Source organism: Streptomyces sp. SYP-A7185 (assembly GCF_046103685.1).
Classification (GTDB): Bacteria; Actinomycetota; Actinomycetes; order Streptomycetales; family Streptomycetaceae; genus Streptomyces.
Genome location: NZ_CP122310.1, coordinates 421648 through 440889 on the forward strand (window position 1 = coordinate 421648; position 19242 = coordinate 440889).

17 protein-coding genes, 1 pseudogene and 1 riboswitch are annotated in these 19242 nt (G+C 69.9%); of the genes and pseudogenes, 11 read left to right on the forward strand and 7 right to left on the reverse strand.

The features are described 5' to 3' along the window. Positions 1 to 19: 19 nt before the first annotated feature. Positions 20 to 586 (forward strand): TetR/AcrR family transcriptional regulator, encoded by a 567-nt coding sequence (locus QBL25_RS01975; RefSeq protein WP_409055197.1) that lies wholly within the window; start codon positions 20 to 22, stop codon positions 584 to 586. A 96-nt stretch (positions 587 to 682) separates the two neighbouring features. Here QBL25_RS01975 and QBL25_RS01980 read toward each other — a convergent pair. Further along, positions 683 to 1018, reverse strand: a pseudogene (locus QBL25_RS01980) (CoA transferase); the annotation flags it as partial. 291 nt (positions 1019 to 1309) lie between these two features. After that, a complete protein-coding gene (locus QBL25_RS01985; RefSeq protein WP_409055198.1) occupies positions 1310 to 1870 on the reverse strand; it encodes a CGNR zinc finger domain-containing protein in 561 nt (186 codons plus the stop codon). A gap of 85 nt (positions 1871 to 1955) precedes the next feature. Between QBL25_RS01985 and QBL25_RS01990 the strand changes: the two genes are divergently transcribed. Continuing rightward, positions 1956 to 2828, forward strand: coding sequence for an alpha/beta fold hydrolase (locus QBL25_RS01990; RefSeq protein WP_409055199.1), 873 nt, complete (start codon positions 1956 to 1958; stop codon positions 2826 to 2828). Between the two features lie 135 nt (positions 2829 to 2963). Here the strand turns inward: QBL25_RS01990 and QBL25_RS01995 are convergent, their stop codons facing one another. After that, positions 2964 to 3140, reverse strand: a complete 177-nt coding sequence (locus QBL25_RS01995; protein ID WP_409055200.1) for a hypothetical protein — start codon at positions 3138 to 3140, stop codon at positions 2964 to 2966. Positions 3141 to 3485: 345 nt separating this feature from the next. Continuing rightward, the gene (locus QBL25_RS02000) at positions 3486 to 4646 is read right to left on the reverse strand and encodes an alkaline phosphatase PhoX (protein WP_409055201.1); all 1161 of its coding nucleotides are present in this window, start codon (positions 4644 to 4646) and stop codon (positions 3486 to 3488) included. Positions 4647 to 5096: 450 nt separating this feature from the next. Here QBL25_RS02000 and QBL25_RS02005 point away from each other — a divergent pair, with 450 nt between their 5' ends. The 7 genes from QBL25_RS02005 (at position 5097) to QBL25_RS02035 (ending at position 12151) form a co-directional block, all read left to right on the forward strand. Beyond that, positions 5097 to 5936, forward strand: coding sequence for a glycoside hydrolase family 19 protein (locus QBL25_RS02005; protein ID WP_409062515.1), 840 nt, complete (start codon positions 5097 to 5099; stop codon positions 5934 to 5936). A 173-nt stretch (positions 5937 to 6109) separates the two neighbouring features. Beyond that, a riboswitch (TPP riboswitch) is annotated at positions 6110 to 6235 on the forward strand. Positions 6236 to 6282: 47 nt separating this feature from the next. Further along, positions 6283 to 7059: a hydroxyethylthiazole kinase gene (gene thiM, locus QBL25_RS02010; RefSeq protein WP_409055202.1), complete on the forward strand. Its 777-nt coding sequence runs from the start codon at positions 6283 to 6285 to the stop codon at positions 7057 to 7059. A gap of 238 nt (positions 7060 to 7297) precedes the next feature. After that, complete coding sequence (gene thiE / locus QBL25_RS02015; protein WP_409055203.1) at positions 7298 to 7936, forward strand: thiamine phosphate synthase; 639 nt, start codon at positions 7298 to 7300, stop codon at positions 7934 to 7936. Next, positions 7933 to 8766: a bifunctional hydroxymethylpyrimidine kinase/phosphomethylpyrimidine kinase gene (thiD, locus tag QBL25_RS02020; protein ID WP_409055204.1), complete on the forward strand. Its 834-nt coding sequence runs from the start codon at positions 7933 to 7935 to the stop codon at positions 8764 to 8766. The genes thiE and thiD overlap by 4 nt, the downstream gene beginning before the upstream one ends. A gap of 5 nt (positions 8767 to 8771) precedes the next feature. After that, a complete protein-coding gene (gene tenA, locus QBL25_RS02025) occupies positions 8772 to 9461 on the forward strand; it encodes a thiaminase II (protein WP_409055205.1) in 690 nt (229 codons plus the stop codon). Next, positions 9458 to 10852 carry a purine-cytosine permease family protein gene (locus QBL25_RS02030; RefSeq protein ID WP_409055206.1) on the forward strand — a complete coding sequence of 465 codons (1395 nt, stop codon included), beginning with the start codon at positions 9458 to 9460 and terminating at the stop codon, positions 10850 to 10852. The genes tenA and QBL25_RS02030 overlap by 4 nt, the downstream gene beginning before the upstream one ends. A gap of 654 nt (positions 10853 to 11506) precedes the next feature. Then, positions 11507 to 12151 carry an FMN-binding negative transcriptional regulator gene (locus QBL25_RS02035; RefSeq protein ID WP_409055207.1) on the forward strand — a complete coding sequence of 215 codons (645 nt, stop codon included), beginning with the start codon at positions 11507 to 11509 and terminating at the stop codon, positions 12149 to 12151. A gap of 130 nt (positions 12152 to 12281) precedes the next feature. Here the strand turns inward: QBL25_RS02035 and QBL25_RS02040 are convergent, their stop codons facing one another. Then, positions 12282 to 12965: an LmbU family transcriptional regulator gene (locus QBL25_RS02040; protein ID WP_409055208.1), complete on the reverse strand. Its 684-nt coding sequence runs from the start codon at positions 12963 to 12965 to the stop codon at positions 12282 to 12284. A gap of 671 nt (positions 12966 to 13636) precedes the next feature. Here QBL25_RS02040 and QBL25_RS02045 point away from each other — a divergent pair. Both QBL25_RS02045 and QBL25_RS02050 read left to right on the forward strand, forming a co-directional pair. Beyond that, the gene (locus QBL25_RS02045) at positions 13637 to 14845 is read left to right on the forward strand and encodes an IS701 family transposase (protein ID WP_409055209.1); all 1209 of its coding nucleotides are present in this window, start codon (positions 13637 to 13639) and stop codon (positions 14843 to 14845) included. A gap of 929 nt (positions 14846 to 15774) precedes the next feature. Beyond that, positions 15775 to 16620 carry a DUF4097 family beta strand repeat-containing protein gene (locus tag QBL25_RS02050; RefSeq protein WP_409055210.1) on the forward strand — a complete coding sequence of 282 codons (846 nt, stop codon included), beginning with the start codon at positions 15775 to 15777 and terminating at the stop codon, positions 16618 to 16620. A gap of 226 nt (positions 16621 to 16846) precedes the next feature. Here QBL25_RS02050 and QBL25_RS02055 read toward each other — a convergent pair whose 3' ends face one another. Beyond that, positions 16847 to 17617 (reverse strand): thioesterase II family protein, encoded by a 771-nt coding sequence (locus tag QBL25_RS02055; RefSeq protein ID WP_409055211.1) that lies wholly within the window; start codon positions 17615 to 17617, stop codon positions 16847 to 16849. 100 nt (positions 17618 to 17717) lie between these two features. Further along, a complete protein-coding gene (locus QBL25_RS02060; protein WP_409055212.1) occupies positions 17718 to 19064 on the reverse strand; it encodes a lysine N(6)-hydroxylase/L-ornithine N(5)-oxygenase family protein in 1347 nt (448 codons plus the stop codon). Positions 19065 to 19242: the final 178 nt, after the last annotated feature.

Sequence of the window (19242 nt, forward strand, 5' to 3'; positions counted from 1 at the left end):
TTTGGTCAAGTGAGGGACGATGCGCGCCGACGCCAAGAGAAACCGTGACCACCTGCTCACCGTGGCGAGCACGGTCATAGCCGAACAGGGCACCGACGCGTCGATGCGTGACGTCGCGCGCACGGCCAACGTCGGGTTGGCGACGTTGCTGCGACACTTCCCGACCCGTGAGGCCCTGCTGGAGGCCCTGCTCCACACCAGCTTCCGTGAGCTGACGGCCAGGGCGGACGAACTGGAGAGGGCGTCCACGGCCGCAGACGCTCTCGCCTCGTGGGTGCGCGAATGCGTTGCCTGGACGACCGAGTACCACGGCGTGACGGTGCTGATGGCGGCCGCCATCGAGGACCCCGAATCCGCGCTCCACTCTTCGTGCGTCACGCTGCGCGCAGCCGGCGCTCGGCTTCTTGCACGGGCCCAGGCGGCAGGTGCGGCCCGGGGCGACATGGATGGCGACGACCTGTTCGCGCTGATCGCCATGCTGGCCTGGGCGGGTGATCAACCCGCTCTCGCACCGCGCGCCGACCGTCTCTTCGACATCGTCGGGAGCGCCCTCCTGGCGAGCGAGCCCAGCCGGCGCTCCGAGTGAGGACGGTTTGGGCGTCCGGCAGTCAGACCACCTCGCCGGCCTGTACGCCGCCGCCCAGCTCCGCCCCGGGACCCGCCTCCCTCACGTGGTAGCCGTTCAGGCCCAGTTCGGCAGGTCGGTGCCCCAGCGGATCGGTCCACGGTTCCAGAGCGCGGGTGCGCCGTCGTAGTGGACCGGGGGCAGGGCATGACGCAGCACTCCGTAGGGCGATGCGGTCTCGGTGAGCCAGGCTGCGGGGTCGTGGGGGAGGTCGGCTTCGCTTGGGGCAGAGGTGGCGGGGATGTCGTGCAGCAGCCAGGAGGCCGTGCCGGCCAGGGAGAGGCGAAGATGCCGCCCGCCGCCGGTGGTATGCCGATCGCTCAGTGCGCGTAGGACGGCAGCGGCGAGCAGATATCCGGTTGCGTGGTCCAGCGCCTGTGCGGGCAGTACACCGATCGGGCGCTCACACAAGACGGTCGTCCACCCCGACCTCGGCGAGATCGTCCTCGACTGCGACATCACGACCATCGAACGCGCCGACCTGCACCTCGTGTTGAACTGGGCGGCGCCCGACACCGGCGCGGCCGAGAAACTCGCCCTGCTCCGCGAGCGCGTGACCCCAGCAGCGCACTGACCACCGGCACAACGCCGGGGCACACCGTTGAACCGCCCGCCGGGGTAAAGCCCGTACGGCGCACCGCGCTTGCCCACGGTGCTCAGCAGAAGACGTCTGCCCCGCTCGGCCTACTCGGCCTTGTGCCGCTGGTAGTGGCGCGCGACGCGCGCTCGGTTGCCGCAGCGGGTGGCCGAGCACCAGCGGCGGCGCGGATGGGCGGGCAGAAAGAGCAGCACGCAGTCGTGCGCCTCGCACTCCCGGATCCTGGCGACCGCCGGATCTGCCAACAGCTCGGCGGCGGCTTCCGCGAGTTGGGCGGTCAGGCACTGACCCGGTGATCCGTCGCGTCGGCGCGCGGCGGTCACCGCCGCTCCGTCCCACGCCAGCCCGCTGATCGCGGGTGCGGCGCGCTGCGCCTGGTTGAGTGCCGCCAGGTCGGCGGCTGCGGGTTCCTCTCCGCGGCGTGCGCACGCGAGGGCGCGGGCGGTGTGCTCTCGTACGGCCTGGACGGCGGCGAGGTCTGCGGGCCCGACCTCTTCGGGGGGCACCGTGCCGCCAAGGCGCTCCGCCTGGAGGGCCCACCAGGCGCGCAGGTCTCCCGGGGTCGCGAGCAAGTCGCCCGTGGCAGGGCGGGTGTTGACCAGGTCCAGGGCCAGCGGTTCGCCGATCAGGGGCGCGGGCGTACTCATGTCTCTAACTCTACATCTTCACCTTGACGCGTTAGCACCGACAGGGGTATACCTAATGCATACCTCGGCAACGAAGGGATTAGAAATGTCCGTCCCAGTCGCCCGCGTCGTCCACCGCCACCTGGAAGTCGACGGAGTCCGGGTCTTCTACCGCGAATCCCTGCCCGACCGGCCCGACGCTCCCGTGCTGCTGCTTCTGCACGGTTTTCCCTCCGCCTCGCACCAGTTCCGCCGCCTGCTCGACGCCCTGGGCTCGCGCTACCGGCTGATCGCGCCGGACTACCCGGGGTTCGGCCACACGCAGGTCCCCGACGGCTTCACCTACTCGTTCGACCGGCTCGCCGACATCACCGAGGGCTTCGTCGAGCGCCTGGGCCTCGAACGCTTCGTGATGTACGTGTTCGACTTCGGCGCACCGGTCGGCTTCCGCCTCGCCACGCGCCACCCCGAGTGGATAGCGGGACTCATCACGCAAAACGGCAACGCCTATGAAGACGGGCTCTCCGACGCCGCCCGCGCCCACCTCACCCTGACCCCCCAGACACCCGGCGCCGAGGACACCCTCCGGGGCCTTCTCACCCTCGACGGCACCCGCAGTCAGTACGAGAGCGGCGTCGCCGGGCCCGAGCTGATCGCCCCCGACGGCTGGACCCTCGACCAGCACTTCCTGGATCTGCCGGGCCGCAAGGAAGCCCAACTGGCGCTCTTCTTCGACTACCCCACGAACATCGAGAGCTACGGCCGCTGGCAGGCATGGATGCGCCGGCACACGCCGCCGACCCTGATCGCCTGGGGAGCCCGCGACCCCTTCTTCATCGAACCCGGAGCGCGCGCCTACCTCCGGGATCTGCCCGACGCCGAGCTCCACCTCTTCGACACCGGGCACTTCGCCCTGGAGACACACCTGCCGGAGATCGCCCCGCTGATTGCCGACTTCCTCGACCGCGCCTGGAAGTGACCGGCCCGCCCGCCCCCGTACGACCGAGGTGCCCGTCAAGGCACCGCAGCAGGCCCAGACACCTGTTGCGTCGCCGCGGCGGCTCCTACGGCGGGCCGGTGAACCCAGCGCATGCAGCATCGCATCTGCGGACCATCAGGGTCTGCGCCCCTCGGTTCGCGCGGCGGCAGCCGCCTCCAGCAGAAGCCAGCCGTCGACCTCCACCGGCCGGCGCTCCTCCGGCTGCCACCCACGGGCCAGCGCCACGTCGAGCAAGGCCCGGACGGCGCCCGGCTCGTGCAGGTTCAGGTCTGCACCCCGGGTGAAACCCACGTCTCCGGAGCCCAAGGGCGCCCCGCCCGGGATGTACCGTCCAGGCCCCTCGTCAAAGACGATGCGCAGCAGCCCTCCCGTGCCCGCGGGCTGCACGGACAGGGTGAGGGTTTGGCGGCAGCCCACGGGACGGCCGGCATGGTCCCTTCGGTGGCTGTGGCGCGTCGCCCACATGTAGACCCGTCCGTCGGCAACCAGTCGGCGGGGCTTCTTCATATGGCGAGGCACAGGCCGAGGGTACGCGGACTGCCCCCATCGGGCGCCAACCCGATGGAGGCAGGCCCCCACTGCGCATCCAGGAACCGCCCCCGCCGCCCCCGGCCCTCACGGGACCGGAGTGGCCGGTCAGCTGCGGAAGGGACCGGTGACCTCGTAGGTGATGCCGCCGGACGAGCTGCCGCTCGTACCGCGCTGGCTGGAGAAGTACAGGCGCTTGCCGTCCGGCGAGAAGGCCGGGCCGCAGATCTCCGAGCCGGACTGGCCGTTGATGCGCAGGAACGGCGCGACCACGTCGTCCGGCGTGATGATGCAGATCTCCATGTTGCCGCCGTCCTCGGCGATGTACAGATCGCCGGAGGACGAGCCGGTGACGTTGTCGACCCCGGTCAGCGGGGCTCCGCCACCGACGACCAGGGAGTCGTCGTAGGCCAGCTCATAGGTGCCGGCGGCCAGGTTGAGCTGCCAGACGCGGCCATCGCCCTTGGTGGTGAACCAGACGGTGTCGTTGGCGTAGTGGCAGCCCTCCCCGCCGTTGAACAGCTTGGCGCCGGAGACCTGGTCGCGGGTGGGGGTGGGCGAGCCGTCCGGGTCCGGCACGGTCACCCAGGTGAAGCTGCCGGAGGTGGCCGTTCCGGCTTTGAGGACCTGGAGCGTGCCCGCCGCCAGGTTGCCCCAGGTGGAGGGAACGAACCGGTAGAAGCAGCCGTCCGTCGCGTCCTCCGTCAGGTAGATCACCTTGCGGACCGGGTCGGCGGCCGCCGCCTCGTGGTTGAAGCGGCCCATGGCGCCGCGGCGCACGGCGGCGTTCACGCCCCACGGGTCGGTCTCGTAGACGTAGCCGGTGCTGACCTCCTCGCAGGACAGCCAGGTGTTCCAGGGGGTCGCGCCGCCGGCGCAGTTGCGGTTGGTGTTGGACAGGATCCGGTACGAACCGGTGATGGAACCCGTCGAGTTGAACTTGATCGCACCCGCGCCGCCGGTGGAGGAGATCTCCGAGTTGGAGACGTAGATCCAGCCCGTGCCGTCGGCGAAACAGGCACCGCCGTCAGGGGCGTCGTGCCAGGTGTAGGTGGTGGAGCCGACTTTCTGGCCGGACCGTGCGATCACCCGGCCGGTGAAGCCGCCGGGCAGCTGGAGGCCGTTGGCGTCTGCCGCGCCGAGCGCGCCGTACGGGCCGGGGCCCTTCTGCGCCGGGGCCGCGTAGGCCGCGCCCTGCATGAGCGTGTAGCCGAAGGTCGCCGCCGTGCCGCCGACGACTGCTCCGCGCAGGAAACTACGACGTTCCATTTGATCACTCCAGGGGTTCGTGACCGTCCCTGCCGCACCGGTCGGGCGGCGGGGTCGCGCGAGGCGCTTGCGGAACCTAAGAGACCCGGGTTGACGGTGCATCAACAACCGATGAAGGGGAAGCGTCTGCTGCCGGCCGGTTGCGGCGAGCCCTTTGCCCGAACCCGCCGCCCCGCCGGCGGGCGACGACCGGCCTGATCGGCCTTCACGGGGGCACTCCTGTAGCGGCGATGCACCCGTGGCGGCGGCACCCCTGCGGGGTCGGTGCATGGCGAATTCAGGTCAGCCGCGTACCAGAATTGGTCCAGACCTTGACAGGTCCAGACCATTTCGCTTGAGTCACCGACACCCCCATGGCGCGTGGAGCCCTCCTCCAGCCCGCTCGATAGGAGATGTCGCGTGATCAAACGTCTCATCAGTTTCGCAGCAGCGCTAGCCGCGCTCTGCGCGATGATCGTCCTTGGCCCGGCCGCGGCCACGGCGTCCGCCGCCGCGTGCGCAGCCCCCTGGAACTCCTCCTCCGTCTACACCGGCGGCAACACCGCCTCGTACAACGGGCGCAACTGGAACGCCAAGTGGTGGACCCAGAACGAGACGCCGGGCCGCAGCGACGTCTGGGCGGACGCGGGCGCCTGCGGCGGTGGCACCGACCCCGGCAACCCCGACCCCTCGGGATTCGTGGTCACCGAGGCGCAGTTCAACCAGATGTTCCCGAGCCGGAACTCGTTCTACACGTACAAGGGCCTGACCGACGCGCTCAAGGCGTACCCGGCCTTCGCCAACACCGGCGGCGACACCATCAAGCGCCAGGAGGCAGCGGCGTTCCTCGCCAACGTCCACCACGAGACCGGCGGTCTGGTCCACATCGTCGAGCAGAACCAGGCCAACTACCCGCACTACTGCGACGCCTCCCAGCCCTACGGCTGCCCGGCGGGCCAGGCCGCGTACTACGGCCGCGGTCCGATCCAGCTCAGCTGGAACTTCAACTACAAGGCGGCCGGCGACGCGCTCGGCATCGACCTCCTGCGCAACCCCTACCTGGTGGAGCGCGACCCGGCGGTCGCCTGGAAGACCGGTCTTTGGTACTGGAACACCCAGTCGGGTCCGGGCACCATGACGCCGCACAACGCCATGGTCAACAGCCGCGGTTTCGGTGAGACCATCCGCGCCATCAACGGCACCCTGGAGTGCAACGGCGGCAACCCCGCCCAGGTCCAGAGCCGGGTCGACCGCTACAAGCAGTTCACCCAGATCCTCGGCACCACGCCGGGCTCCAACCTGAGCTGCTGACCTTTCCTTCTGCGCGCACGACGCTTCTCCACGCACGACGGCCGGGCGGCCCTGATTCCTGTCAGGGCCGCCCGGCTTCGTGCGTCGCACCCGGCTCCGGTGGGCATAGGAGCCAGGCCGTTGCGTGAGGTACCCGTGTGCGACCTCCTGTTCCTCAAGGAGGTACATTGCGTAGCGACCACCGCGGGAGCTCGGGAGCAGCCGGGCTGAGAGGGCGGACGGGACTTGATCCCCTTTCCGCCGACCGCATGAACCTGGACCGGGTAATGCCGGCGTAGGAAGGGTGTTGACGATGGATACTGCCTCCATACCTGCCCGGCACGACACTGCCGTCTCCCGTGCTGCCGTGGCGGACGTGAGCGCGTCCCTGCGGGCCTCCGCACCCCTGGTGCACTGCCTGACCAACGTCGTGGTGTCGCAGTTCACCGCGAACGTGCTGCTCGCGGCGGGGGCTGCCCCCGCGATGGTGCACAGCGCGGAGGAGGCCGGAGCGCTGGCCCGGGTGGCCGGGGGTGTCCTGGTCAACCTGGGCACGGTGACCTCCGTGACGGCGGCGGCGATGCGTGTCGCGGTCACCGAAGCGGCCGGCGCCGGGCGGCCGTGGGTGCTCGACCCGGTGGCGGTCGGCCCGCTGCCCTGGCGCACCGCGCTGGCCCGCGAACTGCTGGAGAGCACGCCGCCGGCGGTCATTCGGGGCAACGCTTCGGAGATCCTGGCACTGGACGGCGGCGCGGGCGGGCGCGGCGTGGACAGCACGGACGTCCCCGAGGCGGCGCTGGCCGCGGCGGACGCGCTGGCCCGGCGCTATGGCTGCGCGGTCGCGGTGAGCGGCCCCGAGGACGTTCTCACCGACGGGACGCGCGTGGTGCGTCTGGCCAACGGGAGCCCGCTGCTGGCTGTGGTGACCGGTACGGGCTGCTCGCTCGGCGCTCTGGTGGCCGCCTGCACCGCCGTCACCGACGACGCACTGCTGGCCGCCACGGCCGCGACCGGCCTGCTCACCGTGGCCGCGGAGGACGCCGCCACCCGCTCCGCGGGGCCGGGCACGTTCGCGGTCGCCCTGATCGACGCGCTGTACGAGCTGAGCCCTGAGCGGCTCGCCGAGGCCCTCGACCTGCGCTGAGCGGACGCGTACGGCGGGGATCCGCGTGAGCGGTGGCCTCGACGCCACCCGCCGCACAGTGCCCGCCCCCCCTGGGGCGCCCCCCGGCACCGGGCCTGGCTGCCCTCTCCCCCGCCTCCTCTCACCCCGGTGTACGACTCACGGGTCCCCGCACGGCACGCCGGGGCCTGCCTTCCCCCGTACCTCCCGATGCGTTTCCCACGCCTTCGCCCGGCCGGGAGACCCCAAGGAGCAATTCATGCGACCTCCTCTCGACCTGTCCCTGTATCTGGTGACCGACACCAGGCTCTGCGGCGACCGTGGCGTCGCCCCTACCGTGGCAGCGGCCGTCAAGGGCGGCGTGACCGCCGTCCAGTTGCGCGACCCGGACGCGGACGACCGCACGCTGTTCTCGCTCGGCCGGGCGATCCAGGCCGAACTGGCGGGCACCGGCGTCCCCTTGATCGTCAACGATCGGCTGGACGTGGCGGCCCGGCTGGACGCGGACGGCGTCCACCTCGGGCAGCGGGACCTCTCTCCCGATACCGCCCGTCGCCGACTCGGCCCCCGTGCGTACATCGGCCTGTCCATCAGCCGTCCCGGGCAGCTGGCGCACGTGCCGGACAGCGTCGATCACCTCGGTGTCGGTCCGGTGTTCGCGCAGTCCACCAAGCCGGACGCGGATGCCCCGCTCGGCCTGGACGGCATGGCCCGGATCGTCCGGGAGAGCCCGCTGCCCTGCGTGGCCATCGGCGGGATCGGTCCGTCCCGGGCCGCCGCGGTCATGGGGCGTGGCGCGGCCGGCATCGCTGTCGTCAGTGCCATCTGCGGCCGGCCCGACCCCCGGGCCGCAGCCCATTCCCTCGTCCGCACCCTGCGACAGGAGATCTCCGCGTGACCAGCCCGCCCATCGCCCTCACCATCGCCGCCAGCGACCCCTCCGGCGGCGCCGGGATACAAGCCGACTTGAAGGCGTTCTCCGCCAACGGCGCCTACGGAACAGCCGTTCTGACCGCCCTGACCGCACAGAACACCCTGGGTGTCACCGGCATCCACGCCATCCCCCCGGCATTCGTCACCGAGCAGCTCGACACGCTGTTCGCCGACGTCCCGGTGGACGCCGTCAAGATCGGGATGCTGGCCGACGCCGCCATCGCCGACGCCGTCGCAGGGGCCCTGGAGCGCCACCGCCCCCGGTACGTCGTCCTCGACCCCGTCATGGTCTCGACCAGCGGCCACCGCCTCCTGGAAGCCGATGCGGTGGCGGTGCTGCGCGAGCGTCTCCTGCCGCTGGCCGACCTCATCACCCCCAACCTCCCCGAGGCCGGCGACCTGCTCGGCACCGCCGCGGCAAAGAACCGCGCGGAAGCCGTCGAGCAAGCCCAAGAACTCCTCGAAACCGGCGCCCGGCGCGTCCTGCTCAAGGGCGGCCACCACACCCACGACGCCCGATCCGTGGACATCCTCGTCGACGCCACGCACCCCACGGGCGCCGGTGCCGCGGACATCACCGAGCTGTCCGCACCCCGTGTCGACACGCGCAACACCCATGGCACCGGCTGCACCCTGTCCGCCGCGATCGCCGCCCTGCGCCCGCAGCACGAGGACTGGCCCACCGCCGTCCGCGCCGCCAAGGCGTACCTGACCGGAGCCCTGCGCGCCGCCGACACCCTGCACATCGGCAGCGGCCACGGACCTGTCCACCACTTCCACCAGTACTGGAGCTGAGCCCCATGACCACCACGTTCTGCGACGAGCTGTGGACGGCCACGGCCGAGATCCGCGCGGGCATCGACAAACTGCCGTTCGTCATCGCCCTCGGCGACGGCACCCTGGACCGGGAGAAGTTCGTCTACTACCTGGCCCAGGACGCCCACTACCTGCGCGGCTACGCCCGCGCGCTGGCCAGCGCCGCCGCCAAGGCGGACCGGCCGCAGGACATCGCGTTCTTCGCGAAGTCCGCCCACGACGCCGTGGTCGTCGAAAGCTCCCTGCACGAGAGCAACGTCGTCGACGTCGACGCCTGGACACCGTCCCCCACCGGCACCGGATACACCTCCTACCTGCTCTCCGTGGCCCACACCCAGGGCTACCCGGAGCTGACCGCAGCGGTCCTGCCCTGCTTCTGGATCTACGCCGAGGTGGGCCGGGCCCTCCTCGAACTGGCCGGCGACCTCGCCGCCCACCCTTACGGCGACTGGATCGGCACGTACGCCGACGAGGAGTTCGAAGCCGCCACCGAACACGCCCGACAGATCGTCAACCGGCTGGCGGAGCAGGCCGACCCGGCCACCCGCGCCCGGATGCGTACGGCCTTCACCACCGCGTCCACCTGGGAGTGGATGTTCTGGGACGCCGCCTGGCGCATGGAGTCCTGGCCCCTCGGCACTGCTCCCGTCCAGGTTTCGGAGCCCGCGAAGTGACGACCACCACCGAACCCGCCACGCCGAGACCGGCCCCGGCCAACGAGGCGCCGCTCACCCTCGACCAGCCCACGCCCAAGGTCCTCAGCGGCCTGGACCAAGGCACCTTCTGGGCCAACCTGGGCGTCAGCCTGCTGGGCTTCAGCGGCATGCTGGTCGTCCTGGACCCGCTGGGCACCGGCAGTCCGACGCTGTCGTTCGCCGCGGCCGTCACCGCGTCCGTCGTCGGCACCCTGATCGGTACCCTCGCCCTGGGCCTGGCCGCCATCACCGGCGCCCGCACCGGCGCGCCCTCGATGGTGCTGCTGCGCGGCCTGTTCGGCGCGAAGGCCTCCTACCTGCCCACCGTCCTCAACGTGCTGCAGATGGTCGGCTGGGCCGTCTTCGAGCTGGTGGTCATCTCCACCGGCCTGAAAATCCTGGCCCGTCAGGCCTTCGGCGAGCCGGGACCCGGCTGGCTGTACGTACTGCTCGCGGGCGCGGTGACCACGGCGCTCACTCTGCGTCCGCTGGGCGCGCTGCGCATCATCCGCCGGTATGTCACCATCGCCGTCGTCCTGGCCATCTGTTACCTGGGCTGGGACCTGGCCGGCCGCGGCATCCCGATGGAGGGCGGCTCCTGGAAGGACTTCTGGTTCGCCGCCGACAGCGTGATCGCCGTGTCGATCTCCTGGCTGCCGTTGGTCGCCGACTACTCGCGCCACTCCCGCAGCGAGAAGGCGGCCTTCGGCGGCCTGGTCATCGGCCAGACCCTCGCGGGCGTCGCGGGCTCGGTCCTGGGCGTGGCCGCCCTCGCCATGATCGCGTTCGACACCACCGACCCGTACAAGGTCTTCGACCCGTTCACCGCCACCAGCGTCGGCGTGATCTGCTTCGGTGTCCTGGTCCTGCGCGAGGTCGACCAGTCCTTCGCCAACGTCTACTCCACCGCCGTCTCCGCCCAGAACCTGCTGCCGCGCGTCGACCGCCGCATCCTGTGCCTGATCAGCGGCAGCCTGGCCACCGCCCTGGCTCTTCTGGTGAACATGGACAGCTACGCCAGCTTCCTCTATCTGATCGGCGCGGTCTTCATCCCGATGTTCGCCGTCCTGGTCGTGGACTTCTTCGTGCTCGGCGGCCACCGCGCCTGGGACGTCTCCGAACAGGCCCCCACCCGCTGGGTCATGCTGCTGCCCTGGGCACTGGGCTTCGCCACCTACCAACTGATCGCACCGACGAACATCGCCGGCTGGTCCGACTTCTGGGCCTGGCTGCAAGACGCCGTGGGCCTCACCGTCCAGCCGTGGATGAGCGCCTCCCTGCTGTCTTTCGCGGTAGCCGCCCTCACCACCCTGGCCGTGGGCCACAGCCGCCGCCACGCGTCCGCTGCTCCTGGGCGACAGCCCGGGTAGTGGCACCTGGCGCCACCGGCGCGTGTGCGCTCTCGCCTCCTGGAGGGGCTGCGGCCCCGCGGTGATCACGCCACCGCTCGTGCGACCCGATCGGGCGGTGTCGTGCCCGTTCGGAGCGGGCCCGGCGGTGCTGTGCCCGTTTGGAGCGGGCCGTAACCGTTCGACGCGGGGGTGCAGTTCGTTCGGTGCGGCCCGTGGCCGAAACTGTGTCCCCGGGCGTCGGGCTGAAACGTCACATGATCGCTGGGTCTGCGGGTCGCTCGGCGCGACACCTGTCGCCGCGGGCTGGCTTGAAGAGTCTGCCGGGCGTCTCCGGCATTTGGGGGCGCACAGGTCTTCTCGTCGCACGGGTTGACCGCCTGCCCACGCCCCACTAATTCTTTTGGAGTCGCACGGAAACTCGCCTTGCATCAATATGCTCGGCATTGCCCTTTCCGGCCCGGCGAAACTCCCCCAGGCCTCGCTTCTGCCCTTCGTTGCACGAGATGCGACGGCGCGTCACGATGAAGGAGCGGTTGTCCTGCCAACGGGACAGTACGGCGATTTCACGTTTCGCCGATGATTCACCGCTGATTCGCCACATCGGTTTCCGAGCCTTGCGTCTCGATGCCCCCGAGCCGCTGTGCACGCCGTACGACGAAAGGTAGATGCCGCATGTTCGTTCCCCGTCACTACCGAGAACCTGACGTCTCGTGGATTCTCGACCTGATGCGCGAGAACCCGCTGGCACTGGCGGCCAGCAATGGAACTCCCGCCGACGGACCGTTCGCCACCCATCTTCCGGTCATCACCGACCCGCAGTGGGAGGGAGAGCCCATTTCGGACCTGGCCGGCATGCCTCTGCTGGGGCACATGAACCGGGCCAATCCGCACTGGAAGGCGCTGGACACGGGAACGGTCATCCTGCTGACGTTCACCGGTCCGCACGCCTATGTTTCACCCACCGTCTACGACATCACACCGGCCGCCCCGACGTGGAATTTCACCTCGGTGCACGTGCACGGCGTGGTGGAGAAGATCGCGTCGACAGAAGAGACCCTGGGTGTCGTACAGGCGACCGTGCGCGCCTTCGAGAAGGAACTCGGCGAAAGCTGGGACATGGCCGAGTCCCTCGATTATTTCCGCAAGATAGTGCCGGGTGTCGGTGCTTTCCGGGTCCGGGTGACCAAGGCCGAGGGAATGTTCAAACTGAGTCAGGAACAGGATCCCGACGTCCGCGAGCGGGTGGTGCAGTCGTTCGCCGGGCGCGGCTGCACCCGGCATGCGCAGACCGCGGAGCTCATGACCCGTCTGCCCTAGCAGCCGCGCTCCACACCCCGGGGTCCGCACCGCTCGGCGCGTGCGGACCCCACGCCGTTCACCGTCGCGGACGGACACTCCACTTCCGCCCGCGACGCGAGGAGCGTGCCGATCGGCGCCCGCGATCCGCTCACTCGACGCGAGGTGGCAGGTCCGTCTCCTTCAGCACCTGCTCGGCGGCGGCATCGAGCGTGGCCATCACCCACTCCTCCAACTCGGCGCCGGTCAGGGCCGCCGCCTTGTGCCACCACTGAAGCCGGTTGTCGGGCACGGCGAGCCGACGGGTGGCCGCCACGGCATCCGCCTCCTGCGTGGCGTCCACGCGCTGGGCACGGATGGCATGGCGCAGTTGCTTGGTGCTCCACTTCGAGCGCTCCGCACGATCGAGCCAGACCTCCTGCTCGTCCACGTGCAGCGAAGCCAGCTCGGCATGGTGCTGGAAGCTGAGCGCCTGCCGGCGCCGTTGCACCTCGAACCGCCGAGAGACCCAGGCATAGTTGCGCAGCGTCTGATATTGGAGGCCGGCCGCCCGGATGCCGAGCTCATAGCGGTCGGCATAGTGGTCCTTGCCGTAGACGAGCCAGTCGCCCAGCCACCAGGACGACGAGTTGAGTAACCCGGAGAGCTGGCGTCCGGCGCGTTCCCACTCCTCGAAAGCCAGCCCTCTGGGTATGTGCAGCCCCACCTTTGTGGTGAGCACCTGTTCACGCCGCGACTGGATCCCGCCGCTTCTTCGGGCACCTTCTCCGGCCCCTGCGGTTCTGCCGAACAAAGTCGCCTTGGAGTCCTGGCAGTCCTCGACCTGCTGTGTCATTACGGCTCCGTTTCAACGCGCGTATCGACCGAGCGGTTTCGCGGCGGGCCCCCGTCAAAAAAGGCAAGTGTTCTCCCCGTTTTTTAACGCACTTCATACACCGGTCACCGCTCGCAGAGGAGCGCTGACAACCTGAACGTACCGGGCATTACGCGGCCACATGTTCAGGCTGGGTCGGCCAACTACCGCGCTCTTGAGTAGATCCTGACATCGATGCCAGTTCAAGTATCCAGGTGCCAGCGAGCACTACTTTGCAGAGTTCGAGCGCCCGGCCCGCCAAGCGGTCCAGAGCCGCCGATTGGCGCGATGTGAGCACACCTGCATAGCCCGCGCCGACATGGGCATTCGCGCGATATGCCACGCCCTGCCCTCCGGCGTCAACCCGTCGGCGGCATACCCTCACGCCATGCTCACAAAGGCCGTGCCCACGAAGATCATTACCCCTGGATCATGACGGCGCCCGCACACCTGCGCCAACGGCGCGAACGGCCGCCGGGCGGTGAAGGGCCGAGCGGAATCCGGCTCTCGTCATGCCGCCGCACGCCGCGAGACTATGCGCCATCCGGGGCACCATAACGAGTCAGCCAACCTGCGGATGGTGACACCACACGGGCGTGCGATTTACACTTTCGCCCCACAGCACTCAGTAACCTCGGGGGAGTTATTGCGTCATGGCGACGACCCAAGCAGGCAGCTCGTCGGCTTCAAGAGGCCCGACTTATCCAATCAATTCGGACCTGTCTCTGGATCGTTTCAGTAGCACCATATTCAGCAGTTTACGCCGGACCGACCAACGCAAGTGGGCCCACGCCTATCTGAAGGCGCTGCTCGTCACCCCGGGCAAGAAGTCGGTGCGCCGGCTCGCGACCGCGGTCTCCCCCGACCCCTCCGTCGTACAGTCGCTGCGCCAGTTCGTCAGCCTCAGCCCGTGGGGCTTCGACGAGGTCATGGAGGAGCTCACCCACTGGGTGACGGACCGCGGACCCGGGCCCGTGTGGTCCATAGGACGGGCCATTCTGCCCAAGCGCGGTGACCGGTCGGTGGGCGTTCATCGCCACTTCGACCCGGCCTCGGGCCGTACCCTCAACTGCCAGCTGGGGCTGGGCTCCTTCCTGTGCGTGGGCGACGTCCAACTTCCCGTCGACTGGTGCCTCCACCTGTCGACGACCTGGACGCAGGACCCCGTGCGGCGCTGGGAGGCGCGCATACCGGACTGCGAGCAGTACCGGCCGTTGTGGTCGGACACGCTGCGGCTCGTCGACCGGCTCTCGGCCCGTACGAACTCGCCGTCCTCGGTCGTCCTCGTCGACATGAGCGACGAACCCGACGTGGGGTACCTGCTGCACGGACTCGCCAAGCGGCGGCGCGAATTCGTCGTCGCCGTGCCGCCCCACCTCGCGGCGCTACCCGTCGGCGAGGCCTCCTCGGCCCCGGTGGACGCAAGGACCCTGATCTCGGCACAGAGCCCGGAGACCGCCGTCCTCCCGCTGGCCTCCAAGGAACGGCGCGTCGCGAACCTCCAGACATCGCTCGTCCGCCTGGCGGGCGACACTCCCGGCCACCCTCCGGGCCCTCCCTACCGGCTGTTCACCGAAGCGGACCCCGCCGGTGCTCCGCGTCCACTGTGGCTCACCAGCCTCGCCCATCGCACCCTCGCGGAGGTCGGCGCGATCGCCACCCTGCACGCCGGGACGGCCAACGCGCTCGCCTCCATGGAGCGGGACTTCGGCCTGCTGGACTTCGAGGGACGCTCGTTCCCCGGCTGGTATCACCACATGGCCCTCGTCTCGGCCGCGTACGCCTTTCGGCACTTGCACGGTCTTTCCGCTGATCCGCCCCACGACACGGCACAGCAGACGCGTACGCGCCCGGCGCGATGACCCCGCGTGCCGCACGCCGCCGGTCCCAGGCCGCAGGCCGGCACGACGGCATCCCGCCCTCACCGCCCCCAAGGCGGGCAGCCCTCCGCGGCGGGCCCCGTCCCACCTCGGGCTGTACCGTCCGAGCCGCCTTGGCCACACTGACACCACTTTGGCTCCAGCACTACCGCCAACTCGCGCCATTTCGACGAGCGTTGTCCACATACCGATGATCCGCCCCGGCCGTGGAGCAGAGGTCACGAGGCACACCGCAAGAGCGGCCGGTGCGGGCCAGACGTTCGAACCCAGCAGGAGCCGACCACAGCTCCGCAACGCCGGAACGCCGGTCACGTTGATTTTGGCGTCATCCCATCGCCCGACGCTCCTTCAGCGACGCGCCCTCCTCGCCTGCACCGCACCGCGCACACCGGCCAGGGACAGGGGGCCACCGGGCCGCTTCGGCCCATCCGTCCACGTCCGATCCGCCGCCGGAGGGGGCGTATCGCCGTCTTAGCTCTCGGGGCGCGCCCGCACACAGTTGACCGATTCCGCACGCTGCCCCAGGGCGGTCCACGCTCCCTTGGGCACGGACTTCGCCTCATGGCGCTACTGTGGCACCACATGGCATCAGTGGAGAGTCGCGATCCGAACCGCGGGTCCCCCCCACCGTTTCTCGTGCGTCCAGTGCCAGAAGAAGCACAGACCATCACACCAGAAGGCAGACAGCACGGGACCGTGGTGCGCCGCGTCCCCGTGCACGGCGAAGGGCAAGGTGTCCGACGTGCTGAGGACGGACCAGCATCCACCCAGTTCCCCGGCGATACGGGGCCCGTGCCCCGGCCGCGCCTCAGGGGGAACAGAACCGACCCCCCGCGACGAAGCGTGAACCCGCGTCATTCGGGCCGCCGTCATCAGGCCGGCAGCCGCAGACATCCCGAAGGCGGCCCGCCATGCCGACGTTCGAGACGCCCTCACCCGTCCAGGTCGTGATCAACCTCGTGTGCGGCCAGGTCCGGGTCGCCGCGAGCGACCGCACCGACACGACGGTCGAGGTGTGCCCGCGCGAGAGCGACAACCAGGACGACATACAGACCGCCCGGCGGCCGCACATCGAGTACGCCGACGGCCGGCTCCTGGTGAACGTTCCGGGGCCCGGCGGCTGCGGGGGCGGCGCGGTCATCGTGGCCCTCGCCGTACCCACGGGATCGAGCCTGCACGGCCGGGGCATGGCGGCGGACTTCCTGGGAGCGGGAGAGCTGGGCGAGTGCCGGCTCAAGACGGGCCTGGGGCACATCAGGCTTCACCGCACCGGCAGCCTGCACGTGGAAGCCACCCTCGGCGACATCACCGTCGACCGCGCGGTCGGCACCATCGAGGCGACGGCGGGACGGGGCGACGTGCGCCTGGGATCGGTCGAGGGCAGAGCCACGCTCAGCGCGAAGGGCGAAGGCGACGCCACCGTGGAAGAGGTGCGCGGGGCCGTACGTCTGTACGCCGAGCGGGGGGCCATCTGGATCGGCCGGGCGCACGACGACGTGGATGCCCGGACGATCGACGGGGACATCGCCGTGGGAGAGGTGCGGCGCGGGTCGGTGACCGTCGCCACCACGTGCGGCGGCATCCGCGTCGGGGTGGCCGAGAACAGCGGTGCCCGGCTGTCTCTCGACTCCGCCGCGGGCACGGTCTCCACGGCCCTCTCGCTCCTGGACACGGACGAGCAGACCGGCGAAGTCGTGTCCGTCCAGGCCCGGACCGTGATCGGCGACATCGTGGTGGAGCGTTCCGGCACGCAATGAACGCTCGCTCGGGCGGCTGCCACGGGCATCACGAGGGCTGGCCGCGTCGTCGAGCTGGGCACAGAGCGAGACCGCACCTGCCGACCGACAGCACGACGGGCCAGGGGCTGTGCCCCTGGCCCGTGCGGGGTGATGGGAGAAGTTGGTCACCGAGGCAGGTGGCGGTGTCCGGCCGTCGGCGGGTGCGGTGGTCGTGGAGCGTGCGGCAGCCCGGCTGCCGCCTATCTCAAGACGCCGTCCGTGTACGGCACTTGAGGCCGCTCACGACGTCGCTCACGTCGGCCAGCAGCGCGGCCTCCTCGGCGATGAGATAGAAGTGCCCGCCGGGCAGCACCCGAAGCTGGAAGGTCTCGTTGGTCATGTCCGCCCAGCCGCGCATCTGCTCCGGGGTCACTTCGGAATCGTCGTCGCCGGTGTAGCCGTACACGGGGCAGTCCAGCGGTGGGCGGCGGCCGGCGCGGTAGTCGTCCACCAGGCGGTAGTCGGCGCGCACCGCCGGGAGCACGAGGTCCCTCAGGTCGGGGTCCGCGAAGACGGGGGCACGGCTCGCGTCGAAGCGCAGGATGTCGGCGATGATCTCCTCGTCCGTGCCGGAGAGCCGCCGCATGCCTTGCAGCGCGTGCGGCGGACGTCGGCCGGACACGCACAAGGCGGCCGGCGGACACCCCCGCCGCTGAAGGCGCAGCGCCACCTCGTGGGCCACGGAGGCCCCCATGCTGTGGCCGAACAGCACCAAGCGGTACCGCGTCAGCTCGGTGAGCGCATCGGCGATGTCGTCCGCGAGCGCCTCCAGCCCCGAGGGGAACGGATCGCTGTAGCGGTCCTCCCGGCCCGGGTACCGGACGGCCAGCACCCCGGTGTCCGAGGGCAGCCCCCGAGGCCAGGTGCGGTAGGCGCTCGCCCAGCCGCCGGCATGGGGAAAGCAGACGAGTTTCGTCTCGCACCCGTCGTCATCACGGAAGCGGCGTATCCACCGCTCTTGCTCCGGACTCCTCATCCACATTCCCTTTCCGGATGCTGGAGGCATGTAGGGATCGGCGCGATCGGCGATCCGACGTATCTCGGTGCGACCCGGCCCGCCGGGGACCGCATCGCCCTCAGCGGATGTCGCCTCCGACCTCGGCGAGGACCGCGTGTTCGGCTTCACGCCCCGCACACCGGGTGACGATCGAGTCGGCGATCTCGCCGCTTCGTACCGCGATGTTCGACAGCAGGGAGGAGGTCAGGCCGTGGGTGTGCTCGGTGCCGCCCTGAAGATAGATGCCGCACTGCATCTGCGGTGCGGTGACGATGCGGTAGTCCCGCTCCACGCGGTAGCGGCCGGCCGCGTCGCGCAGGCAGTTGCGGTCGAGCTCGCCGAGCAGGCCCGTGGGCTGCATCGTGTTGTAGCCGGTGGCGCAGACCAGGACGTCGAAGTCCAGTTCACGCACCTCGGCGTCGGGGCCCACCTGAAGAGAGACGCGAGTCTCGGCACCGAGGCGTTTCACACCGGTGACCCTCGACAGGTTGAGGAACTGAAGGCGCCGGACACTGCGTACGTCGTCGTCGTACGACCTGCGGTACAGCGACCTGATCACGTCGTCGTCGACGACGGAGTAGTTCGTGTTGCGGTGGTACCGCCAAAACGCCTCCCGCGTCTCCTCGGTGCCGAAGTAGTAGTCGTCGACGGCCCCCGGGTCGAAGATCTGGTTGGCGAAGGGGGTGTCGTCCGCGACGGAGTAACCGTAGGAGGGGATGACCGCGCACACCTCGGCATGCGGCAGCTCGTCATACAGGAACCTGGTGATCTCGGCTGCGCTCTGGCCCGCTCCGACCACCGCCACCCGGCGCAGCTCCGCGGGGTTCGTCCGGCGGTATTTCGCCAGGAACTCCGAGCTGTGCCAGACCCGGTCGTCGCGCTCGGTTCCCTCGGGCATGTTCGGGACAAGGCCCGTCGAGATCACCACGTTGCGTGCCTCGACGACACGGCCGGTCCGCCCGGTGGCGTCCGCCACCTCCAGCCGCAGCCGGTCCGACTCGTCCGCGCCGCCGCCCGGCGGCAACCGGATCGACGTCACCTCCGAGTTGTACGCGATGCGATCGGCCACGCGCGACTGCGCCCACTCGAGGTACTGGTGGAACTCCTCGCGCGTGGGGAAGAAGTCCTGGTTGTTGACGAACTGCGGGAGCCGGCCCGAGGCGTGCAGATACGCGATGAAGCTGAAGCTCGACGTCGGATTGCGGAAGGTGACCAGGTCCTTGAGAAAGGATATCTGCATGGTCGCCGACGGAAGCAGCATGTTCCGATGCCAGCCGAACGACGACTGACGCTCCAGGAAGAGGGCGTTGATCTCATTCTCCGGACCCTTCGCCCGGTATTCTTCCAGGGCGATGGCGAGTGACAGGTTGGACGGGCCGAAGCCAATTCCGACCACGTCGTAGATCTCGTTTTCACGATCACTCATAGAATTCTCCCGCTGGCATGGATGTGCGATGCGTTGTTCGCATCTCCGACCGGTACTCATCCGCACCCAGAAGGATCCACGTCCGGGGCGGGATTTCATCTCCATCGGTCGCGCCGCCAACGTAGACCGGCGCGATGAACCATTCAAGTACGTCGAACTCAGCCGACGCGCACCGATA

Coding starts and splice junctions, on each gene's coding strand:
- QBL25_RS01975 (WP_409055197.1), top strand. CDS start 20: ATGCGCGCCGACGCCAAGAGAAACCGTGACCACCTGCTCACCGTGGCG.
- QBL25_RS01985 (WP_409055198.1), bottom strand. CDS start 1,870: ATGAGTACGCCCGCGCCCCTGATCGGCGAACCGCTGGCCCTGGACCTG.
- QBL25_RS01990 (WP_409055199.1), top strand. CDS start 1,956: ATGTCCGTCCCAGTCGCCCGCGTCGTCCACCGCCACCTGGAAGTCGAC.
- QBL25_RS02000 (WP_409055201.1), bottom strand. CDS start 4,646: ATGGAACGTCGTAGTTTCCTGCGCGGAGCAGTCGTCGGCGGCACGGCG.
- QBL25_RS02005 (WP_409062515.1), top strand. CDS start 5,097: ATGATCGTCCTTGGCCCGGCCGCGGCCACGGCGTCCGCCGCCGCGTGC.
- thiE (WP_409055203.1), top strand. CDS start 7,298: ATGCGACCTCCTCTCGACCTGTCCCTGTATCTGGTGACCGACACCAGG.
- tenA (WP_409055205.1), top strand. CDS start 8,772: ATGACCACCACGTTCTGCGACGAGCTGTGGACGGCCACGGCCGAGATC.
- QBL25_RS02035 (WP_409055207.1), top strand. CDS start 11,507: ATGTTCGTTCCCCGTCACTACCGAGAACCTGACGTCTCGTGGATTCTC.
- QBL25_RS02040 (WP_409055208.1), bottom strand. CDS start 12,965: ATGACACAGCAGGTCGAGGACTGCCAGGACTCCAAGGCGACTTTGTTC.
- QBL25_RS02045 (WP_409055209.1), top strand. CDS start 13,637: ATGGCGACGACCCAAGCAGGCAGCTCGTCGGCTTCAAGAGGCCCGACT.
- QBL25_RS02050 (WP_409055210.1), top strand. CDS start 15,775: ATGCCGACGTTCGAGACGCCCTCACCCGTCCAGGTCGTGATCAACCTC.
- QBL25_RS02055 (WP_409055211.1), bottom strand. CDS start 17,617: ATGAGGAGTCCGGAGCAAGAGCGGTGGATACGCCGCTTCCGTGATGAC.
- QBL25_RS02060 (WP_409055212.1), bottom strand. CDS start 19,064: ATGAGTGATCGTGAAAACGAGATCTACGACGTGGTCGGAATTGGCTTC.